Genomic DNA, 16,215 nt, shown 5'->3' on the forward strand with positions numbered 1-16,215 from the left:
TCGATTCCGCATTCATGAGACTTCAGACGGATTCCTAACGTCTCAAGCGGCCGGTCAAACCTCAGTCCACCTATGTGCAAGGGTCCAGGCCTCTACTGGAAAACACTATTGACACCTCACAATGCGACGTTTATCATTTCGAACAGTATTCAGATTTTAGATGAACTTGAAATGTGGGAAGCAGGTCGGCGCGAAAAATACAACGAATAGAGTCGTGTGAATGTCCTCGCGGAGGAGACAGAAATGAGTCGGATTTTCAAAGGCGGGGCCGTTTACCGGCGTCGTTTTAAAGCGATGCTGCTGGCGGGGATTTGCGGCAGTTTTGCGAACGGAGCGCATGCATTCACGTTTACGACGCCCAATCCAGACATCGAAATGGATCTGGATACGACGATTCGTGCGAACTATGGGTTACGGCTACAGGGCATCGATCCGGCGATCGGTAACAACCCGAGCTACGACGAAGGCGACAACACCTTCAGGCGCTACCAGACCATACTCGCGCGGCTCGACGTGACGAGCGAATTCGACTTCAAATACAAGGGGACGACCGGATTCCGGTTCAGCGTAGCGGGCTGGTATGACGCCGCCTATTCGGGAAAGGACAAGAGCGCGCCGGGCCTCGAAAATGTCGCGAACTATCCGGGGAATAACTACACTAGCTACATCAAGAAGTATTACATCGGACCATCGGGCGAGGTGCGCGACGCGTTCGGATTCACCACCGTCAATGCGGGCCCCGTTCCCATTGACATCAAGGTAGGGCGCCTCGCGCAAATCTGGGGGCAGTCGCTGATCGGCAGCGTGGGCGGCGTCAACTCAGTCGCGGTATCGCAGGCTCCGCAAAACCTGATTGACGCGACGCAAAGCCCCGGGGCATCGCTGAAGGAACTGTCGCTGCCGACCGGGCAAGTCGCCATGTCGGCCCAGTTGACCGACCGGATGCAATTAAGCGCCTACTACTCGTTCGAATGGGCGCATGACCGCTATCCGGAAGGCGGCACCTATTTCGGCGGTTCGGACTCCATCGACTACGGCCCGCCGATCTCCGCGTATGCTGGGCCAAACTTCCCGATCTTCAACGTCAAGGGTCCGCAAGGGCAGACGGGGGACATCGGTGTCGAAACCAAGTACCGCCTCGAAAAATTCTCGAGCACAGTGGAGTTGACCTATCGCCGCTTCAGTTACAAGACTCCCTGGTTTGCTCAGTTCAATGCGAACAATTTCACGACCGAGGATATCTACGCGAACAAGGTTCAGCTGCTGGGCCTCGGAGTGAACAGCACGATTGCCGGCACGGCGGTTGGCGCCGAAGTGTCGTATCGCCGCAATACGCCTCTGGCTTCGGGCGGCAGCGGCACGCCGGGCACGCTCGAAGGAGCGCGCGGCGATACGTTGCACGCACTGATCAACACGACCACCTACCTCGGCAAGTCGTTCCTCTGGAACGAGGCGCCGCTCGCGATGGAAATCGCGGCGGCCCACCTGATCAAGGTGACGTCGGGCGCACAGAACTTCAATGCTCCGGGTTACTCCGCCGCCTGCACGAAGGCTGCCGACGCAGTCGCGCTGGGTTGTTCGACGAAGAATTTCTACACCTTTGGTGTGTCGTTCACACCGCACTGGAACCAGGTGTTTCCCGGCGTCGATCTCGACCTGCCGATGTTCGTACAATGGAACATCCACGGCAATACGCCGACTGTCGATGGCGGTAACCAGGGCAGCAACATCTACCAGGTGGGGTTGCAATTCACAATCTACAACAAGCACATCGTGAATCTCACCTACACCGGTTATACCAACTGGAAGAAAACAGCGACCAATGTCAACGGCGCGCCATATTCCGACAAAGGCTGGATCGGGATCACCTATCAGACCACGCTTTAACCAAAGCCGACTATCTGGTACTTCAGAGGACATCGCAAATGAACATCCCAAGGTTAGTGACGGCTGTGTTGATCGCCGCCACCTATGGTTCCACTGCGCACGCTGCAGTATCGGCCGAAGAAGCCGCCAAGCTGGGCACGACGCTCACATTGTTCGGCGCGGACGCCGCGGCCAGCACGGACGGGCAGATTCCGGCATACACGGGCGGCATCACCAAGGCGCCAGCGGAATTCAAGCCTAATACCGGTAAGTGGGTGGACCCGTTTGCCGGCGAAAAGCCGATTCTGACGATCACCGCGCAGAACTGGCAGGAATACTCGGACAAGCTGAGCGAGTCGTCCAAGGAGCTGTTCAAGCGCTTTCCCGATTACAAGATGATGGTCTATCCAACCCATCGCAGCGCATCGTTTCCGGACTGGTACGGTGAAAATTGCAAGATCAATGCGGCGCAGGCCAAGCTGACGAACGGCGGACAGGATATCGAAGGCGCTTTTGGCTGTATTCCTTTCCCGATTCCGAAGACCGGCGAGGAAGCGCTCTGGAACTACATCATGCGCTACGTCGGCACCAAGCAAAAGAACTTCGTCAATACCTGGCTGATGGACAGCTCGGGCAACCCTGTGCTGACGGGCTCGTTCAAAAGCAGCATCTATTTTCCGTACTACGATTCCACTCTCGGCCGGGACGGGTTCCAGAAGACGGATGGCGTCTGGTACCAGGTGCAGAATGATTACGCCGCGCCCGCGCGCCTGAAGGGCGAAACGTCTCTGTTCTGGGACTACACCGCGAGTTCGCGTGACTGGCCGGGCTGGTCATATTCGCCGGGGCAGCGTCGCACACGCGTCGCCCCTGACCTCTCTTACGATACTCCTAACCCCGGCTACTCGGGCGTGATCACAATGGACGATATCCAACTGATGTACGGCAAGCTCGATCGCTGGAAGGTCAAGATGCTCGGCACCAAGGAAATGTACATTCCGTACAACGGCTACAAGTGGCAATACGCGACCCCTGATAAGGACATGCTGACACCGCATTTCCCCAATGCCAACCTGATCCGCTGGGAGCTGCACCGCGTGCGCGTACTTGAATTGACGCTCAAACCCGGTGCCCGGCACCTCTACAGCAAAAAGATCATTTATACAGACGAGGATCTGGGCGGGGGCATGATGGATGCCTATGACCAGGCGGGAAAACTGTATCGAGGCGGCTTTGCCGACACGGTACCGGCCTACGACACCAAGGTTCCGTATTCACTCGGCAACTGGTTCTTCGACTTCAACAGCGGGGTGTATCTACTGGGCAGCCATCCTGCGGAGACCGCCGGCATTTTCTTCAACGTGGACTTTCCCAACGGATTTTTCACGCCTGAACGAATGCAGTCGACTGGCATCCGCTGATCCCTCGCGCGTTGCCGACACCATAGCCTGGAAAGGCAGGGCCGCAGCGGGTTTCGTCCGGTGCGGCCATCCGAGTATCGGGCGGGCATAAGGAGACATGATGCTGAGTACCTGTATGAACGCGGCAGTGTTGACGCTCGCGCTGACCCTCGCGTTGACCGTTTCGCAGCCGACGCTTGCCGCGTTCGCCGATCCGATCGACACGCCGGCCACGACCAATCCGCATGCACAGACAGGACCTCTGCTCGCCGTGGCCCATGCCGGAGACCGGTTGGTCGCGGTCGGCTTGCGCGGACTGATCGTCCTCTCCGACGACAATGGCGCAACCTGGCGCCAGGTTCCCGCACCGGTGAGCTTGGACCTGGTCGCGGTGTGTTTCGTTTCGCCGCGCACGGGCTGGGTGACCGGTCAGGACGGCATCGTATTGCACACCGCGGACGGCGGTGCAACGTGGATCAAACAGCTCGACGGCCGGTCGGCGGCGGCCTTGATGTTGGCCTACTACCGGAAGCGGGACCAGTCGGACCCGAAGGTCGCAGCCGGACTCGAAGAAGCGCGGCGCTTCGTCAACGACGGCCCGGGGCGCCCGTTTCTATCGGTCTGGTTCGATAACGAGCGCACTGGCTTCATCATCGGTTCATTCAACATCATCTTCAAAACCGACGATGGCGGGTCCAGTTGGACACCGTGGTTCGACCACACCGAAAACGAACAGGACGCACTGAACCTGCACGCGATACGCAGAATCGGCAATGCGTTGTACGTGGTCGGCGAACAGGGGCTGGTCATGCGCCTCGACGAGACCTCACAACAGTTCGTCAAGGTTCCGGTGCCGTACAAGGGCAGCTTTTTCGGCATTTTCGGCACGCCCGAGAACCTGATTCTCTACGGCCTGCGTGGCAATGCGTGGCGTAGCGCGGACGGCGGGCAGACCTGGACCAAGGTCGGCATTCCCGGCGAAGCGAGTCTGCTCGGCGGTGCGCGCCTGGCCGACGGGCGGCTCGCGCTGTTCAGCCAGGATGGACGCGTGCTGATCAGCACGGACGGCGGCGCCAGCTTCAGTGCGGCGAATGCGGCGGGTCAACCCTGGTCGATCTGGGACGGCACGAGCCTGGATCGCGGTGGCATTGTGGTGGTGGGCGCCGGGGGCGTAAAAAACATCGCGGTACTCAAGTGATCGCGGGATAGGGAGTGCAAGATGGCCGGTAAGAGCAATGAGCAGATCAGTTCCATGCCCGTGGTTCGGGAGCGCAGCGCGTTCGACTCGAAGTCCGGCAGTGCGCTGGAGCGATTGGTTTTCAATCATCGACTTGTCCTGATTCTGCTGTGCGCGATGCTGTCGGTTTTTTTCGGGATCAAAGTGGCGACCGGGCTGCAGATCAACGCCAGCTTCGAAAAGATGATTCCGCAGTCGAACACGTACATCCGCAACTACCTGGCGAACAAGAGCGACCTGAAGGGGCTCGGCAACAGCTTGCGGATCGTGGTCGAGAACACGCAGGGCAACATTTACGATCCCGCGTATCTGGAAGCGCTGAGAAAGATCAACGATGCGGTATTCCTCATGCCCGGGGTCGACCGGCCGTGGGTCAAATCGATCTGGATGCCAGCGGTACGCTGGAATATCGTGACCGAAAAAGGCTATGCGGGCGGCCCAGTCATGCCGTCGACATACAACGGCTCGCCCGCGTCGATCGACGCGTTGCGAACCAATATCGCGCGCGCAGGCATCACCGGTTCGCTGGTCGCCAACGATCTGAAGTCGAGCATGATCGTGGTGCCGCTGCTCGAGCGTGACGCGGCGGGCAAACCGATCAACTATGCCCACTTCTCGCATCTGCTCGACGACATGGTGCGCACGCAGCAGCACGGCAACATTCGCATCCATGTGGTCGGCTTTGCCAAACTGATCGGTGACCTGATCGATGGCCTGAAGCAGGTGATGACGTATTTCGGTATTTCGGCGGCCATCGCGCTCGGCGTGATCTACTTTTATACGCGCTGTCCGCGCAGCACGTTTCTGGTGGTCGCATGTTCGCTGGTCGCGGTCCTGTGGCAACTCGGCATCGTCACGGCGCTGGGTCTCGTCATCGACCCGTATTCAGTGCTGGTGCCGTTCCTGGTATTCGCCATCGGCGTGTCGCATGGCGCGCAGAAAATGAACGGCATCCTGCATGACGTGGGGCGTGGCACACATAAATACGTGGCGGCACGCTACACCTTCCGGAGGCTCTTTCTCACGGGTCTCACCGCGCTCATGGCCGACATGGTGGGTTTCGCTGTCCTGACGATCATCGATATTCCGGTCATCAAGGATCTGGCGCTGACAGCCAGCATCGGCGTGGGCGTGCTGGTCTTTACCAATCTCCTGCTGCTACCGGTATTGCTGTCGTATGTCGGCGTGAGTCCCGCCGCCGCGCAGCGCACGCTGATTGAAGAGTCCGCTGAAGCTGGCAACCGCTCGCGAATCGCGAGCCTGTGGGACTGGCTGGATCGTTTCACTGAACGGCGCTGGGCGTCGGGAGCGATCGTCGTGACCTTGTTGCTCGCGGCAGCCGGTTTCGCGATCAGCCAGCATCTACAGATCGGCGATCTCGACGCAGGAGCTCCCGAATTGCGGGCGGACTCGGTCTACAACCGTGACAATGCCTTCATCAACGGCCACTATGGCCTGTCGAGCGATATGTTCGTGGTGATCGGCAAATCGTCACTGCTCAATTGCGATGCGGATCATTATCAGATGCTGGCCGATGTCGATCGATTCGAGATCGCATTGCAAAATCTGAGCGGAGTACAGACCACGAGTTCGGCCGCGTCGCTTACCCGGCTCGTTACATCCGGCGCTTACGAAGGGTATCCGAAGTGGTTCACGATCAATCGCACGCCGTCGATCCTGAATCGCTCACTCTTCCAGGTTTTACTTGATCGCCCCGATCTGATCAGCGCGGCCTGCAACACGATGCCGATCATCGCGTACCTGACCGATCATAAGGCAGCCACGCTGAACCGCGTACTCGACGCCGCGCAACGTTTCGCGGATGCGCACAAAGATCCGGACCATCAATTTCTCCTGGCCGCTGGATCCGCGGGTATCGATGCCGCGACCAACATTGTCGTCAAGGAAGCGAACGAGCGCATGTTGCTGCTGGTCTACGCGGCTGTTGTCCTGCTCTGCCTGATTACGTTCCGTAGTTGGCGTGCCGCCGTTGTCGCACTGGTCCCGCTCGTGATCACTTCAGTTTTATGCGAGGCGCTGATGGTGATGCTGGGCATCGGCGTCAAGGTGGCGACGCTGCCTGTGATCGCCCTTGGTGTGGGCATTGGCGTCGATTACGCGCTCTATCTGCTGTCCGTGCAGCTCAACTATCAGCGCGCCGGCTTGCCGCTGCGGGACGCCTACCGGCGAGCGGTCCAGTTCACCGGCAAGGTGGTGGCGCTGGTGGGTGTCACGCTGGCCGCAGGGGTCGTCACGTGGACATGGTCGCCGATCAAGTTTCAGGCCGACATGGGCATTCTGCTGACTTTCATGTTCGTCACAAACATGATCGGCGCGCTGGTTCTGATCCCGTCGCTGTCCCACTTTCTGCTGCGCGGGGTATCGTCCAGGCCTGGGCACGCGGAGTTACGGAGCACGATAGCACTCGCCGAGAACTCGAAAGGCGCGTGATGATATGGCTGCGTGGAATGGGCGCGCGAGAAGCAGGCGCCCGGCACGTTGCGGCGCCGGCCGTGGCTAGACCACCGACATCGGGAAGCTCAGGATCTCCGAGACGCCGCCGTCGACCATCAGCATTTGGCCGTTCATATAGGAGCTCGCCTCGGAGGCGAGGAATACCGCGGCGCCGCCGAGTTCCTCCGGGCGCCCCCAGCGTCCGACGGAAATGTGCGAGCGGACGATCTCTTTCATTTGCGCATTCGACGTGACAGGCTCCGCCATTTCGGTCATGAAGTAGCCAGGGCAGATGCCGTTGCAGCGGATTCCGTGCCGCCCCAGTTCGGCGCCGAGCGACTTGGTGAGACCGGCCACGGCGTGCTTGCTCGCTACATAGGCCTGCAGCTTTTCTCGTCCGAGTACGGAAACGTACGAGCCGACATTGATGATGCGGCCGTGCCCACGTTCGATCATCGATGGGGACACTTGCTGTGCGAGCAGGTACGCCGCCGTGACGTTGGTGTCCATGGTGCGATGCCACATCTGCGGCGTTGATTGCAGGAAATCGCTCCATTCGCAGATACCGGCGTTGTTCAGCAGAATGTCGATCCTTCCATGACGCGCGAGAACGCTCTGCGCGGCGGCCTCGATGGCGGACTCATCGGTGAGATCGAATGGCTCGACGTCGATCCCACCGGCGCTGCCGGCACGAATGGACGCGGCGGCGGTGTCGAGACTGACGCGCGATCTGGCTGCGAGCACCACCGTCGCGCCAGCGCACGCAAGCGCGCTGGCCATCGCCAGCCCCAGGCCGCGCGAGGCGCCCGTGACGAGCGCGACCTGACCATCGAGAGAAAACATTTTCATGGGCGAGTTTTCACCGGGAGTCACCGCCGGCGATCCTGTGACAGAGCACGCAGTCAGCCGATCTGCGGAGAATTTAAAAATGCGAACGATGTTCTAAATTATGGATATATTCCGATGGCCGTGAAATGGGGTTTACGCGGGGCAGGGTCCGGAAAGGTCACGTTCGAAACAGCAGGCCGCCGCTCATCCGGCCGGCAACCGCTAGCGGAGCCGGACCGGAACCTTGCGCAAATGGCGCTGGCTTTCGAGGTGACGCAGCGCATCCGGCGCGTCGGCGTCGTTGACAGCAGCACAAGAATTGGTTCAGAATATAGAACATTGTTCAGAAAATAGTCTGGAGTGTCAATTGAGAGTACTGGTCGCGGTGAAGCGTGTTATCGACTACAACGTGAAGCCCCGGGTCAAATCCGACGGCTCCGGCGTCGATCTGGCCAACGTCAAGATGGCCATGAATCCGTTCGATGAAATCGCGGTGGAAGAGGCGGTACGGCTAAAGGAAGCAGGGGTTGCCGCCGAGATCGTCGTGATTTCGGCGGGCACGGCGCAGTCGCAGGAAGTCTTGCGCACCGCGCTTGCCATGGGCGCCGACCGGGCGATCCTGATCGAAACCGCAGCCGAGCTGCAGCCGCTGGCGGTCGCGAAGCTCATGGCGGCGATCGTCGAGCGGGAAGCGCCGCAACTGGTGCTGCTCGGCAAGCAGGCTATCGATAACGATGCCGGTCAGACGGGTCAGAAACTCGCCGGCCTTCTCGGCTGGCCGCAAGCCACATTCGCCTTCAAGACAGAAGTGGCCGACGGTGTGCTGACAGTGACGCGTGAAATCGACGGTGGGCTTGAACGCGTCGCGCTCAATCTGCCCGCAGTGATAACCACAGATCTGCGTCTGAACAGCCCGCGCTATGTGACGCTGCCCAACATCATGAAAGCGAAAAAGAAACCGCTCGACACACTGACGCCTGAAGCACTCGGTGTGGATGTCGCGCCACGTCTTACGGTACTGGAAGTCACCGAGCCACCGGCGCGCAAGAGCGGGATGATGGTGCCCGACATCGCGACGTTGATCGACAAACTTCGTAACGAAGCCAAGGTGATCTGATCATGTCCATTCTTGTTATTGCTGAACACGACAATGCGACGCTCCATGGCGCGACGCTCAGCGCCGTCACTGCCGCGACGCAGATCGGCGGCGAGGTTCATCTGCTGGTAGCCGGTCATGCAGCGGCGGGAGCGGTGGCCGATGCAGTGAAAGTCAGCGGAGTAAGCAAGGTATTGCACGTAGACGCCGCCGCCTACGCGCATCCGCTCCCCGAAAATCTCGCGTTGCTGGTGCTGTCGCTGGCGCACCCGTACAGCCATGTGATTGCAGCAGCGACGGCTGTCGGCAAGAACTTCATGCCGCGCGTCGCTGCGTTACTCGACTGTGCACAAATTTCCGAAGTCGTCGCCATCAAAGGGGCGAATACGTTTGTTCGGCCGATCTACGCCGGCAATGCACTCGCCACGGTTCGATCGGACGATCCGCAGAAGGTGCTGACGGTTCGCACGACAGCCTTCGAGTCCGCACCATTGCAAGGCAACGCGCCGGTCGAGTCGGCGCCGGCTGCGCCAGCTTATGAGCGGGTACGTTTCGTCGACCAGCAACTGACGAAATCGAGCCGGCCGGAACTGGCGGCAGCCAACATCGTGGTTTCAGGCGGCCGTGGAATGCAGAGTGGCGACAACTTCAGATTGCTCGACGCGCTCGCCGACAAACTCGGCGCGGCAGTCGGCGCATCGCGCGCCGCGGTGGACGCGGGATTTGTGCCGAACGACTATCAGGTCGGGCAAACGGGCAAGATCGTCGCGCCGGAGCTTTACATTGCAGTAGGCATTTCAGGCGCGATCCAGCATCTGGCCGGGATGAAAGATTCGAAGGTCATCGTCGCGATCAACAAGGACAGCGAGGCGCCCATCTTCCAGGTTGCCGACTATGGTCTCGCCGCCGATCTTTTTGAGGCCGTGCCTGCGCTTACAGCGGCGCTGGACTGACGTTGGACCGGATTGACAAGGCTCTCCCCATCAGCCTAGTATTTTGAACGGCGTTCATAAATGCCTACCGGTGCGTCACGTAGCCTCCATGGGCGGCGAGCCGGCAAGAAGAAACCAGAATCGGCATGCGAGCCGGCGAAACCATGAAGGAGATATCAATGCGTGACACGAATTCCGGTTCGGGTGAGCATCCCGTCCGCCTCGATTTTGTGCCCAAGGATAGCTACCTGTCGAAGCAGTTCCTCGACCAGGAAACGCGCAACCTGTGGCCGCGCGTGTGGCAGGTGGCGTGCCGGCTCGAGGAGATTCCCGCTGTCGGCGACTATGTCACGTTCGATGTGATCGGTGAGTCGATTATCGTGGTGCGTACGACGGCCGACCGGATCAAGGCCTATTACAACGTTTGCCAGCATCGTGGCCGGCGTTTGACGAATGGCTGCGGCAAAGCGGCGAAGTTTCATTGCAACTTCCACGGCTGGCAGTGGAATCTCGACGGCAGCATCGCGCGCGTGCTCGATCGCAGCGATTGGGAAGGCTGCCCCGACATGACCGACGGCGATCTGCGCCTTCAGGAAGTACGGGTGGACACGTGGGGTGGATTCGTGTTCATCAACATGGATGCCGACGCGGAGCCGCTCGCAAAGTTTCTCGAACCGGTACCCGAAATCACGAACTGTTTCGAGTTTGAAAAGATGCGCTACCGCTGGTACAAGTCGATCCGGCTGCCGTGCAACTGGAAGGTCGCGCTGGAGGCGTTCAACGAGGGCTATCACGTCTCGGCCACGCACCCGCAACTGCTCGATGTCGCCGGCGACGATGTGACTCGCAGCTTTGCCTATGGACGCCACGGCATGTTCGGCTACGCGACGGCCACGCGTTTTATCGGCGCCCCCTCGCCGCGGACCGGCAAGCCGATGCCCGAAGACGTGCGGCAAGGGTTGATCAATTTCTTCAAGGTGATGGAAGACACACTGAAGGCCATCAACTCGGCGCGCGACTACGAAGCGTCTAAACGCTTGCTGACCGACATGGCGCCGAGCGGCAACCAGTTCGAAGTACTGGCGAAGGCCATGGAATTCCAGCGCGAAGCGGCTGTTGCGGAAGGTGCCGGCTGGCCTGACATCTCGTTCGAACAGATGGGACGCGCGGGCGCCGATTGGCACGTGTTCCCGAACCTGATTTTCCTGCCTTACCCCGACGGTGCGCTGTTCTACCGTGCGCGCCCCGACGGCGACAATCCGGATTCCTGTATTTACGACATCTGGTCACTGGTTCGCTATGCGCCGGGTGCGGAGCCGCCTCTCAAGCGCGAGCTCTATCACGGCGTCGACGACTGGAAGCAGAACGCGCTGGAGAATTTCGGTCTGATCCTGTGGCAGGACTTCCAGAACATGACGAACGTGCAGCAGGGCATGAAATCGCGCGGTTTCAAGGGGGCACGTACGAACCCGTTGCAGGAGACATCGGTGTCCAATTTCCACCGCGCACTGCGGGAATTCATTGCGCAAGGGGATTGAACATGGCTGTCTGGGATGCAAGCTACGACTTCGTGGTGGTCGGCAGCGGCGGCGGTTCGATGTGCGCTGCGCTTGCGTGCAAGACCGCTGGCAAAGAGGCTGTCATCATCGAGAAGCAGGACAAGGTAGGCGGCTCGACGGGGTATTCGGGTGGCGTCTGGTGGCTGCCGAACAACCATGTGATGAAGCGCCACGGTGTGAAAGACTCCTACGAACGCGCGCGGCAGTATTTCGATGCCGCGGTCTCCTATCAGGGGCCGGGCGCATCGCCGGCGCGTCGCGAGGCGTATTTGCGCACCGGTCCGAAGATGGCCGAGTTTCTTGAAAAGCAGGGCATGCAGTTTGTCTATGCAGATGGCTGGTCGGACTACTACGACACGCTGCCCGGTGGCGAACCGCGTGGCCGGTCTTTGCTGGCGAAACTGTTCGACATCAAGGAACTGGGTGAGTGGGCGCCGAAGCTCTCGCGTTACAAGGGCCCTTCAATCCCTGCCAACTCCAACGAATTTCCCGAGTTGTTTCTGTTAAAGCGCACGTGGGGTGGCAAACGCAAGGCCATGCAGCTCGCGGGGCGCATGCTCTATCAGAAGGTCACGGGTAAAGAGCTCGTTTCGAACGGGGCCGCGATCCAGGGGCGCATGCTGCAAATGGCGCTGCGGGCCGAGATTCCGATCTGGACCGATACACCGGTGCGCGAGCTGATCGTTGAGGACGGCCGCGTTACCGGTGTGATCGCCATGCACAGCGGGCAAGAGATGCGCGTGCGTGCGCGCGAGGGCGTGCTGTTGAACACAGGCGGTTTTTCGCGCAACGCCGAAATGCGCCTCAAGTATCACCCGCAGCCGTCGTCTAGCGACTGGACGAACGCTAACCCGGGCGATACCGGCGAAGTTCTCGAAGCCGCCGTAGCAATCGGTGCAGCCGTGGATTGCATGGAAGAGGCGTGGTGGGTCGTGACCTCGCTCGGGCCCAATGAGACGCTGCCCGAGGGCGCGCGCGCGCCGGACGGTTCGCCGCTGCCCTTCATGCACCACCTCGATCTGTCGTTGCCGTTCTCGATCATGGTCGACCAGGACGGCCAGCGCTTTTGCGACGAAGCCGGCGCCTACATGGAGATCGGCCAACGCATGTATCAGCGCCACAAGGAGACAGGCAAGGCCGTGCCTGCCTGGGTGGTGATGGACAGCCGGCAACGCAAGTATTACCCGTGGGGTACGGCGATGCAGGGGCAGATCCCGCAACAATGGCTCGATAGCGGCTACATGATCAAGGCGGGATCGATCGCCGAGATGGCGGCCAAATGCGGGATCGACGCCGCTGGCCTGCAGGAGACCATCACGCGTTTCAACGGCTTCTGCAAGACGGGCGTGGACAGCGATTACGGACGCGGCTCGCGAGCCTTCGATCGCTGTCACGGCGATCCGACGATCAAGCCGAATCCGAATCTCGGACCGATCGAGCAGGCGCCGTTTTACGCGGTCCGTATGTACCCCGGCGATGTCGGCACGGCGGGTGGACTCGTCACGGATGAGTACGCCCGCGTGCTGAAAGAAGACGGTTCGCTGATTCCGGGGCTCTACGCAACGGGCAACTGCACGGCGTCCGTGGTCGGCCGCTGTTATCCCGGCGCGGGCAGCAGTATCGGCGCGTCATTCGTATTCGGATACATCGCGGCGCTGCATGCCAGCGGCGCCCAATCGATCTGGTGATCGAAGGAGACCTTCGCATGAAAGTCCATCAGCCGCCCAGCAGTGAAGTACTGGTCGATATCTATCGACGCATGACGCTCATCAAGCAGAACGACGAGCGCTTTCGTTCAGTCATCAAGTCCGGCAAGCTGGTCATGCCGTACTACTCGCCGCGCGGGCAAGAGGTGATTCCGTCGGCGGTGTCCGTTTGCCTCAGCAACGACGACTACATTTGCACGATCTATCGCGGCGTGCACGACATGATCGCCAAGGGCGTGCCACTCAAGGATCTGTGGGCCGAACTGGGGGGGCGTGTCACCGGCACCTGCAAGGGCAAGGGCGGCCCGATGCACGTGACCCACCCCGCGTCGGGCGTGATGGTCACGACAGGCATTGTCGGCAGTTCGATGCCCATCGCGAACGGTCTTGCGCTGGCCGCGCAAATTCGCGGCGAACCACGCGTGGCAGTTGCCTATTTTGGCGACGGCGCGGCCAACATCGGGGCATTTCACGAGTCGCTGAACATGGCGTCGGTCTGGAAGCTGCCCGTCGTTTTCGTCTGCCAGAACAACGGCTACGCTGAACATACGAAATACGCGTATGGCACATCGGTACCGAATATCGCGCAGCGTGCGGTGGCCTATCAGATGCCCGGCATCACAGTGGATGGCAACGATCCGATCGCGATGCACCGCGTGGCGCGCGAGGCCATCGAGCGGGCTCGCGACGGCGGCGGACCGACGCTGATCGAAGCCAACACGTTCCGCTTTCACGGCCACGTATTCGGCGATCCGGATGCCTATATGGACCAGCACGAAAAGGCAGCGTGGGTGGCGAAAGACCCGGTGCCGCTGTTCCGGGCGTGGCTGATCGCGGCGAAACACGCAACCGAAGCAGAACTGGCGGAGATGGAAGCGGAGCACAACGCGGCAATCGATGCAGCTGTCGAGTTCGCGCTGGCGAGCGCCTATCCGGACGTCGCCGAACTGCGGCGCGACATCTTTAAAGACGAGGTGCTTGCATGAACCCGGTGCAGACTGACATCAATACGATTCAGGCCGTCAACCTGGCGCTTGACGATGCGATGGCCGGCGATGCCAATGTCATCGTCCTCGGCGAGGACGTGGCGGACGGCCAGGAAGGCGGCATTGTCGGCGTGACCAAAGGGCTGTCGTCGAAATACGGCACCTCGCGTGTCAGGTCCACACCCATTTCGGAACAGGCCATTGTCGGCGCGGCGATTGGCGCAGCAATCGTCGGCATGCGTCCGGTGGCCGAGATCATGCTGATGAACTTTACGACGGTCGCGATGGACATGATTGTCAACCACGCGGCGAAGCTGCGCTTCATGTCGGGCGGCCAGACGCATGTGCCGCTCGTGATCCGCACGATGACCGGCGCGGGGTTTGGCACCGGTGGTCAGCACGCCGACTATCTCGAAGCATGGTTTGCGCACGTCGCGGGCATCAAGGTGGTCGCGCCGTCTACGCCTGCGGATGCCTACGGGCTCATGCTGTCGTGCATCGAAGACGACGATCCGTGCCTGTTCATCGAGAACCTGCCGAGCTACTGGAATCCGGGCAAGGCGCCGGAACGCGGCGTGCGGATTCCGCTTGGCAAGGCCAGCGTGGTACGCGGCGGCACGGATGTGACGGTGATCAGCTATAGCCGCCGCGTGCACGACGTGATGGCCGTGGTGGAACAGCTCGGTACGGACGGAATCTCGTGCGAAGTAGTCGACTTGCGCACGGTCTCACCGCTCGATACGGAAACGATCCTGACATCGGTGGCTAAAACCGGCCGCGCTGTTGTCGTGCACGAAGCGGTCAAACCGTTTGGCGTGGGAGCCGAAATCGCCTCGCGCATTTATGAATCGCTGTTTCGCGAGCTCAAGGCGCCGGTACAACGGGTCGGGTCGCAGTTTTGCCCGGTGCCGTTTTCGAAACCGCTTGAAGACGCTTTTGTACCCGGCGCTGCGCAGATCGAGGCCGCGATTCGCGCGACGCTCGATGACACGGGTTCGCGAGCCCCATCCCGACTTTAATCATCCAGAAGAGATCACTTATGTCCACACAGGTTTTGCTTCCGAAGCTGGGCTTTTCGATGAACGAAGGCACGCTGACCGAATGGCTCCTGGAGGACGGCGCAACGGTCGCCGAAGGCCAGGCACTCTATGCGCTGGAGAGCGACAAGTCGGTGCAGGAAGTCGAGTCTCCGGCGTCAGGAACGCTGCGAATCGTGGCCCAGATAGGCGAGGTGTATCCGGTCGGCACGGTGCTGGCGGAAATCGTCTGAACCGGCACCGGTCATTCACCCAGGCTGAAGCAGTCTAGCGAGGCATCCGCAATGAGCGTCGAATCCGTTTCTTCCCCTGCGCCCGTCGTGGCGCCCGCCGCGGTAACTGGTTTGGCGCCAGCCGGGATTGGCGCGAATTTGCCGACATGGCCGCGGGTCGATTTCGCCGAGTTCGGTGAGATCGAGATCAAACCCGTTTCTCGCATCCAGAAGTTGACCGGTGCACTCCTGTCGCGGAACTGGCTGACGATTCCGCACGTGACGCATCAGGACGACGCCGATATTACGACGCTCGAGACCTTCCGTAAGGCGTATAAAGAAGGCGGGGCGACAGTGAAGCTGACGCCGCTGGTGTTCCTGATCAAGGCGGCGGTGCGTGCGTTGCAGGCGTTTCCGCAGTTCAATGCATCGCTGGATGGCGACGGCAAGAATCTCGTGCTGAAGAAGTACTTTCACATCGGCGTGGCGGTGGATACGCGCTTCGGCCTGCTCGTGCCGGTGCTGCGCGACTGCGACAAAAAGAGCGTTCTGGAACTGGCAGCAGAACTCACGGCGGTGTCATTGAAGGCACGTGAGAAAGGTCTTTCGATGGCGGAAATGTCGGGCGGCTGCTTCTCGATCAGTTCGCTGGGAGGGGTTGGCGGTACGGGTTTCACGCCGATCATCAACGCCCCTGAAGTGGCGATTCTCGGGGTAACGAAAACCCGGCTGACGCCGCAGCCTTCGGACGATGGCGGGGTGGAGTGGCGCACGATGCTGCCGCTTTCGCTGAGCTACGACCACCGGGTCATCAACGGTGCGGACGCGGCGCGCTTCACAGCCTTGATTGCCACGCTGCTCGCTGACCCTCATGCACTTGCGGCCTGAAGCGCCGACACCCA

At 60.6% G+C, this 16,215-nt stretch carries 13 protein-coding genes; 12 read left to right on the forward strand and 1 reads right to left on the reverse strand.

Annotated elements, in window-relative coordinates:
- Window positions 1–243 precede the first annotated feature (243 nt).
- The 4 genes from P3T23_RS15510 (at window position 244) to P3T23_RS15525 (ending at window position 6,954) form a co-directional block, all read left to right on the forward strand.
- On the forward strand, window positions 244–1,887 hold the full coding sequence (locus tag P3T23_RS15510; protein ID WP_429317049.1) for a DUF1302 family protein: 1,644 nt from the start codon (window positions 244–246) through the stop codon (window positions 1,885–1,887).
- Window positions 1,888–1,925: 38 nt separating this feature from the next.
- Window positions 1,926–3,287, forward strand: a complete 1,362-nt coding sequence (locus P3T23_RS15515) for a DUF1329 domain-containing protein (protein WP_429317050.1) — start codon at window positions 1,926–1,928, stop codon at window positions 3,285–3,287.
- 100 nt (window positions 3,288–3,387) lie between these two features.
- A complete protein-coding gene (locus tag P3T23_RS15520) occupies window positions 3,388–4,464 on the forward strand; it encodes a WD40/YVTN/BNR-like repeat-containing protein (protein WP_429317051.1) in 1,077 nt (358 codons plus the stop codon).
- 21 nt (window positions 4,465–4,485) lie between these two features.
- Window positions 4,486–6,954: an efflux RND transporter permease subunit gene (locus P3T23_RS15525; protein ID WP_429317052.1), complete on the forward strand. Its 2,469-nt coding sequence runs from the start codon at window positions 4,486–4,488 to the stop codon at window positions 6,952–6,954.
- 66 nt (window positions 6,955–7,020) lie between these two features.
- On the opposite strand, the gene P3T23_RS15530 is transcribed toward P3T23_RS15525, so the two are convergent.
- Window positions 7,021–7,806: a glucose 1-dehydrogenase gene (locus P3T23_RS15530; protein ID WP_429317053.1), complete on the reverse strand. Its 786-nt coding sequence runs from the start codon at window positions 7,804–7,806 to the stop codon at window positions 7,021–7,023.
- A 346-nt stretch (window positions 7,807–8,152) separates the two neighbouring features.
- Here P3T23_RS15530 and P3T23_RS15535 point away from each other — a divergent pair, with 346 nt between their 5' ends.
- The 8 genes from P3T23_RS15535 to P3T23_RS15570 all read left to right on the forward strand — a co-directional run bounded on the left by P3T23_RS15535 (window position 8,153) and on the right by P3T23_RS15570 (window position 16,201).
- Window positions 8,153–8,902: an electron transfer flavoprotein subunit beta/FixA family protein gene (locus P3T23_RS15535; protein WP_429317054.1), complete on the forward strand. Its 750-nt coding sequence runs from the start codon at window positions 8,153–8,155 to the stop codon at window positions 8,900–8,902.
- Window positions 8,903–8,904: 2 nt separating this feature from the next.
- A complete protein-coding gene (locus P3T23_RS15540; RefSeq protein ID WP_429317055.1) occupies window positions 8,905–9,834 on the forward strand; it encodes an electron transfer flavoprotein subunit alpha/FixB family protein in 930 nt (309 codons plus the stop codon).
- A gap of 158 nt (window positions 9,835–9,992) precedes the next feature.
- Window positions 9,993–11,351, forward strand: a complete 1,359-nt coding sequence (locus P3T23_RS15545; protein WP_429317056.1) for an aromatic ring-hydroxylating oxygenase subunit alpha — start codon at window positions 9,993–9,995, stop codon at window positions 11,349–11,351.
- A 2-nt stretch (window positions 11,352–11,353) separates the two neighbouring features.
- On the forward strand, window positions 11,354–13,060 hold the full coding sequence (locus P3T23_RS15550; protein WP_429317057.1) for an FAD-binding protein: 1,707 nt from the start codon (window positions 11,354–11,356) through the stop codon (window positions 13,058–13,060).
- Between the two features lie 17 nt (window positions 13,061–13,077).
- Window positions 13,078–14,064 carry a thiamine pyrophosphate-dependent dehydrogenase E1 component subunit alpha gene (locus tag P3T23_RS15555; protein ID WP_429317058.1) on the forward strand — a complete coding sequence of 329 codons (987 nt, stop codon included), beginning with the start codon at window positions 13,078–13,080 and terminating at the stop codon, window positions 14,062–14,064.
- The gene (locus P3T23_RS15560; protein ID WP_429317059.1) at window positions 14,061–15,083 is read left to right on the forward strand and encodes an alpha-ketoacid dehydrogenase subunit beta; all 1,023 of its coding nucleotides are present in this window, start codon (window positions 14,061–14,063) and stop codon (window positions 15,081–15,083) included. Before P3T23_RS15555 ends, P3T23_RS15560 begins: the two co-directional genes overlap by 4 nt.
- 20 nt (window positions 15,084–15,103) lie before the next feature.
- The gene (locus tag P3T23_RS15565) at window positions 15,104–15,334 is read left to right on the forward strand and encodes a biotin/lipoyl-containing protein (protein ID WP_172160981.1); all 231 of its coding nucleotides are present in this window, start codon (window positions 15,104–15,106) and stop codon (window positions 15,332–15,334) included.
- 51 nt (window positions 15,335–15,385) lie between these two features.
- Window positions 15,386–16,201, forward strand: coding sequence for a 2-oxo acid dehydrogenase subunit E2 (locus P3T23_RS15570; RefSeq protein ID WP_429317060.1), 816 nt, complete (start codon window positions 15,386–15,388; stop codon window positions 16,199–16,201).
- Window positions 16,202–16,215: the final 14 nt, after the last annotated feature.

The sequence above is a fragment of the Paraburkholderia sp. GAS448 genome, assembly GCF_050435685.1.
Taxonomy (GTDB): domain Bacteria; phylum Pseudomonadota; class Gammaproteobacteria; order Burkholderiales; family Burkholderiaceae; genus Paraburkholderia.

Excerpts from the sequence above, each read along its gene's own strand:
- P3T23_RS15510 (WP_429317049.1), top strand. The coding sequence starts at position 244 with ATGAGTCGGATTTTCAAAGGCGGGGCCGTTTACCGGCGTCGTTTTAAA.
- P3T23_RS15515 (WP_429317050.1), top strand. The coding sequence starts at position 1,926 with ATGAACATCCCAAGGTTAGTGACGGCTGTGTTGATCGCCGCCACCTAT.
- P3T23_RS15520 (WP_429317051.1), top strand. The coding sequence starts at position 3,388 with ATGCTGAGTACCTGTATGAACGCGGCAGTGTTGACGCTCGCGCTGACC.
- P3T23_RS15525 (WP_429317052.1), top strand. The coding sequence starts at position 4,486 with ATGGCCGGTAAGAGCAATGAGCAGATCAGTTCCATGCCCGTGGTTCGG.
- P3T23_RS15530 (WP_429317053.1), bottom strand. The coding sequence starts at position 7,806 with ATGAAAATGTTTTCTCTCGATGGTCAGGTCGCGCTCGTCACGGGCGCC.
- P3T23_RS15540 (WP_429317055.1), top strand. The coding sequence starts at position 8,905 with ATGTCCATTCTTGTTATTGCTGAACACGACAATGCGACGCTCCATGGC.
- P3T23_RS15545 (WP_429317056.1), top strand. The coding sequence starts at position 9,993 with ATGCGTGACACGAATTCCGGTTCGGGTGAGCATCCCGTCCGCCTCGAT.
- P3T23_RS15550 (WP_429317057.1), top strand. The coding sequence starts at position 11,354 with ATGGCTGTCTGGGATGCAAGCTACGACTTCGTGGTGGTCGGCAGCGGC.
- P3T23_RS15555 (WP_429317058.1), top strand. The coding sequence starts at position 13,078 with ATGAAAGTCCATCAGCCGCCCAGCAGTGAAGTACTGGTCGATATCTAT.
- P3T23_RS15560 (WP_429317059.1), top strand. The coding sequence starts at position 14,061 with ATGAACCCGGTGCAGACTGACATCAATACGATTCAGGCCGTCAACCTG.
- P3T23_RS15565 (WP_172160981.1), top strand. The coding sequence starts at position 15,104 with ATGTCCACACAGGTTTTGCTTCCGAAGCTGGGCTTTTCGATGAACGAA.
- P3T23_RS15570 (WP_429317060.1), top strand. The coding sequence starts at position 15,386 with ATGAGCGTCGAATCCGTTTCTTCCCCTGCGCCCGTCGTGGCGCCCGCC.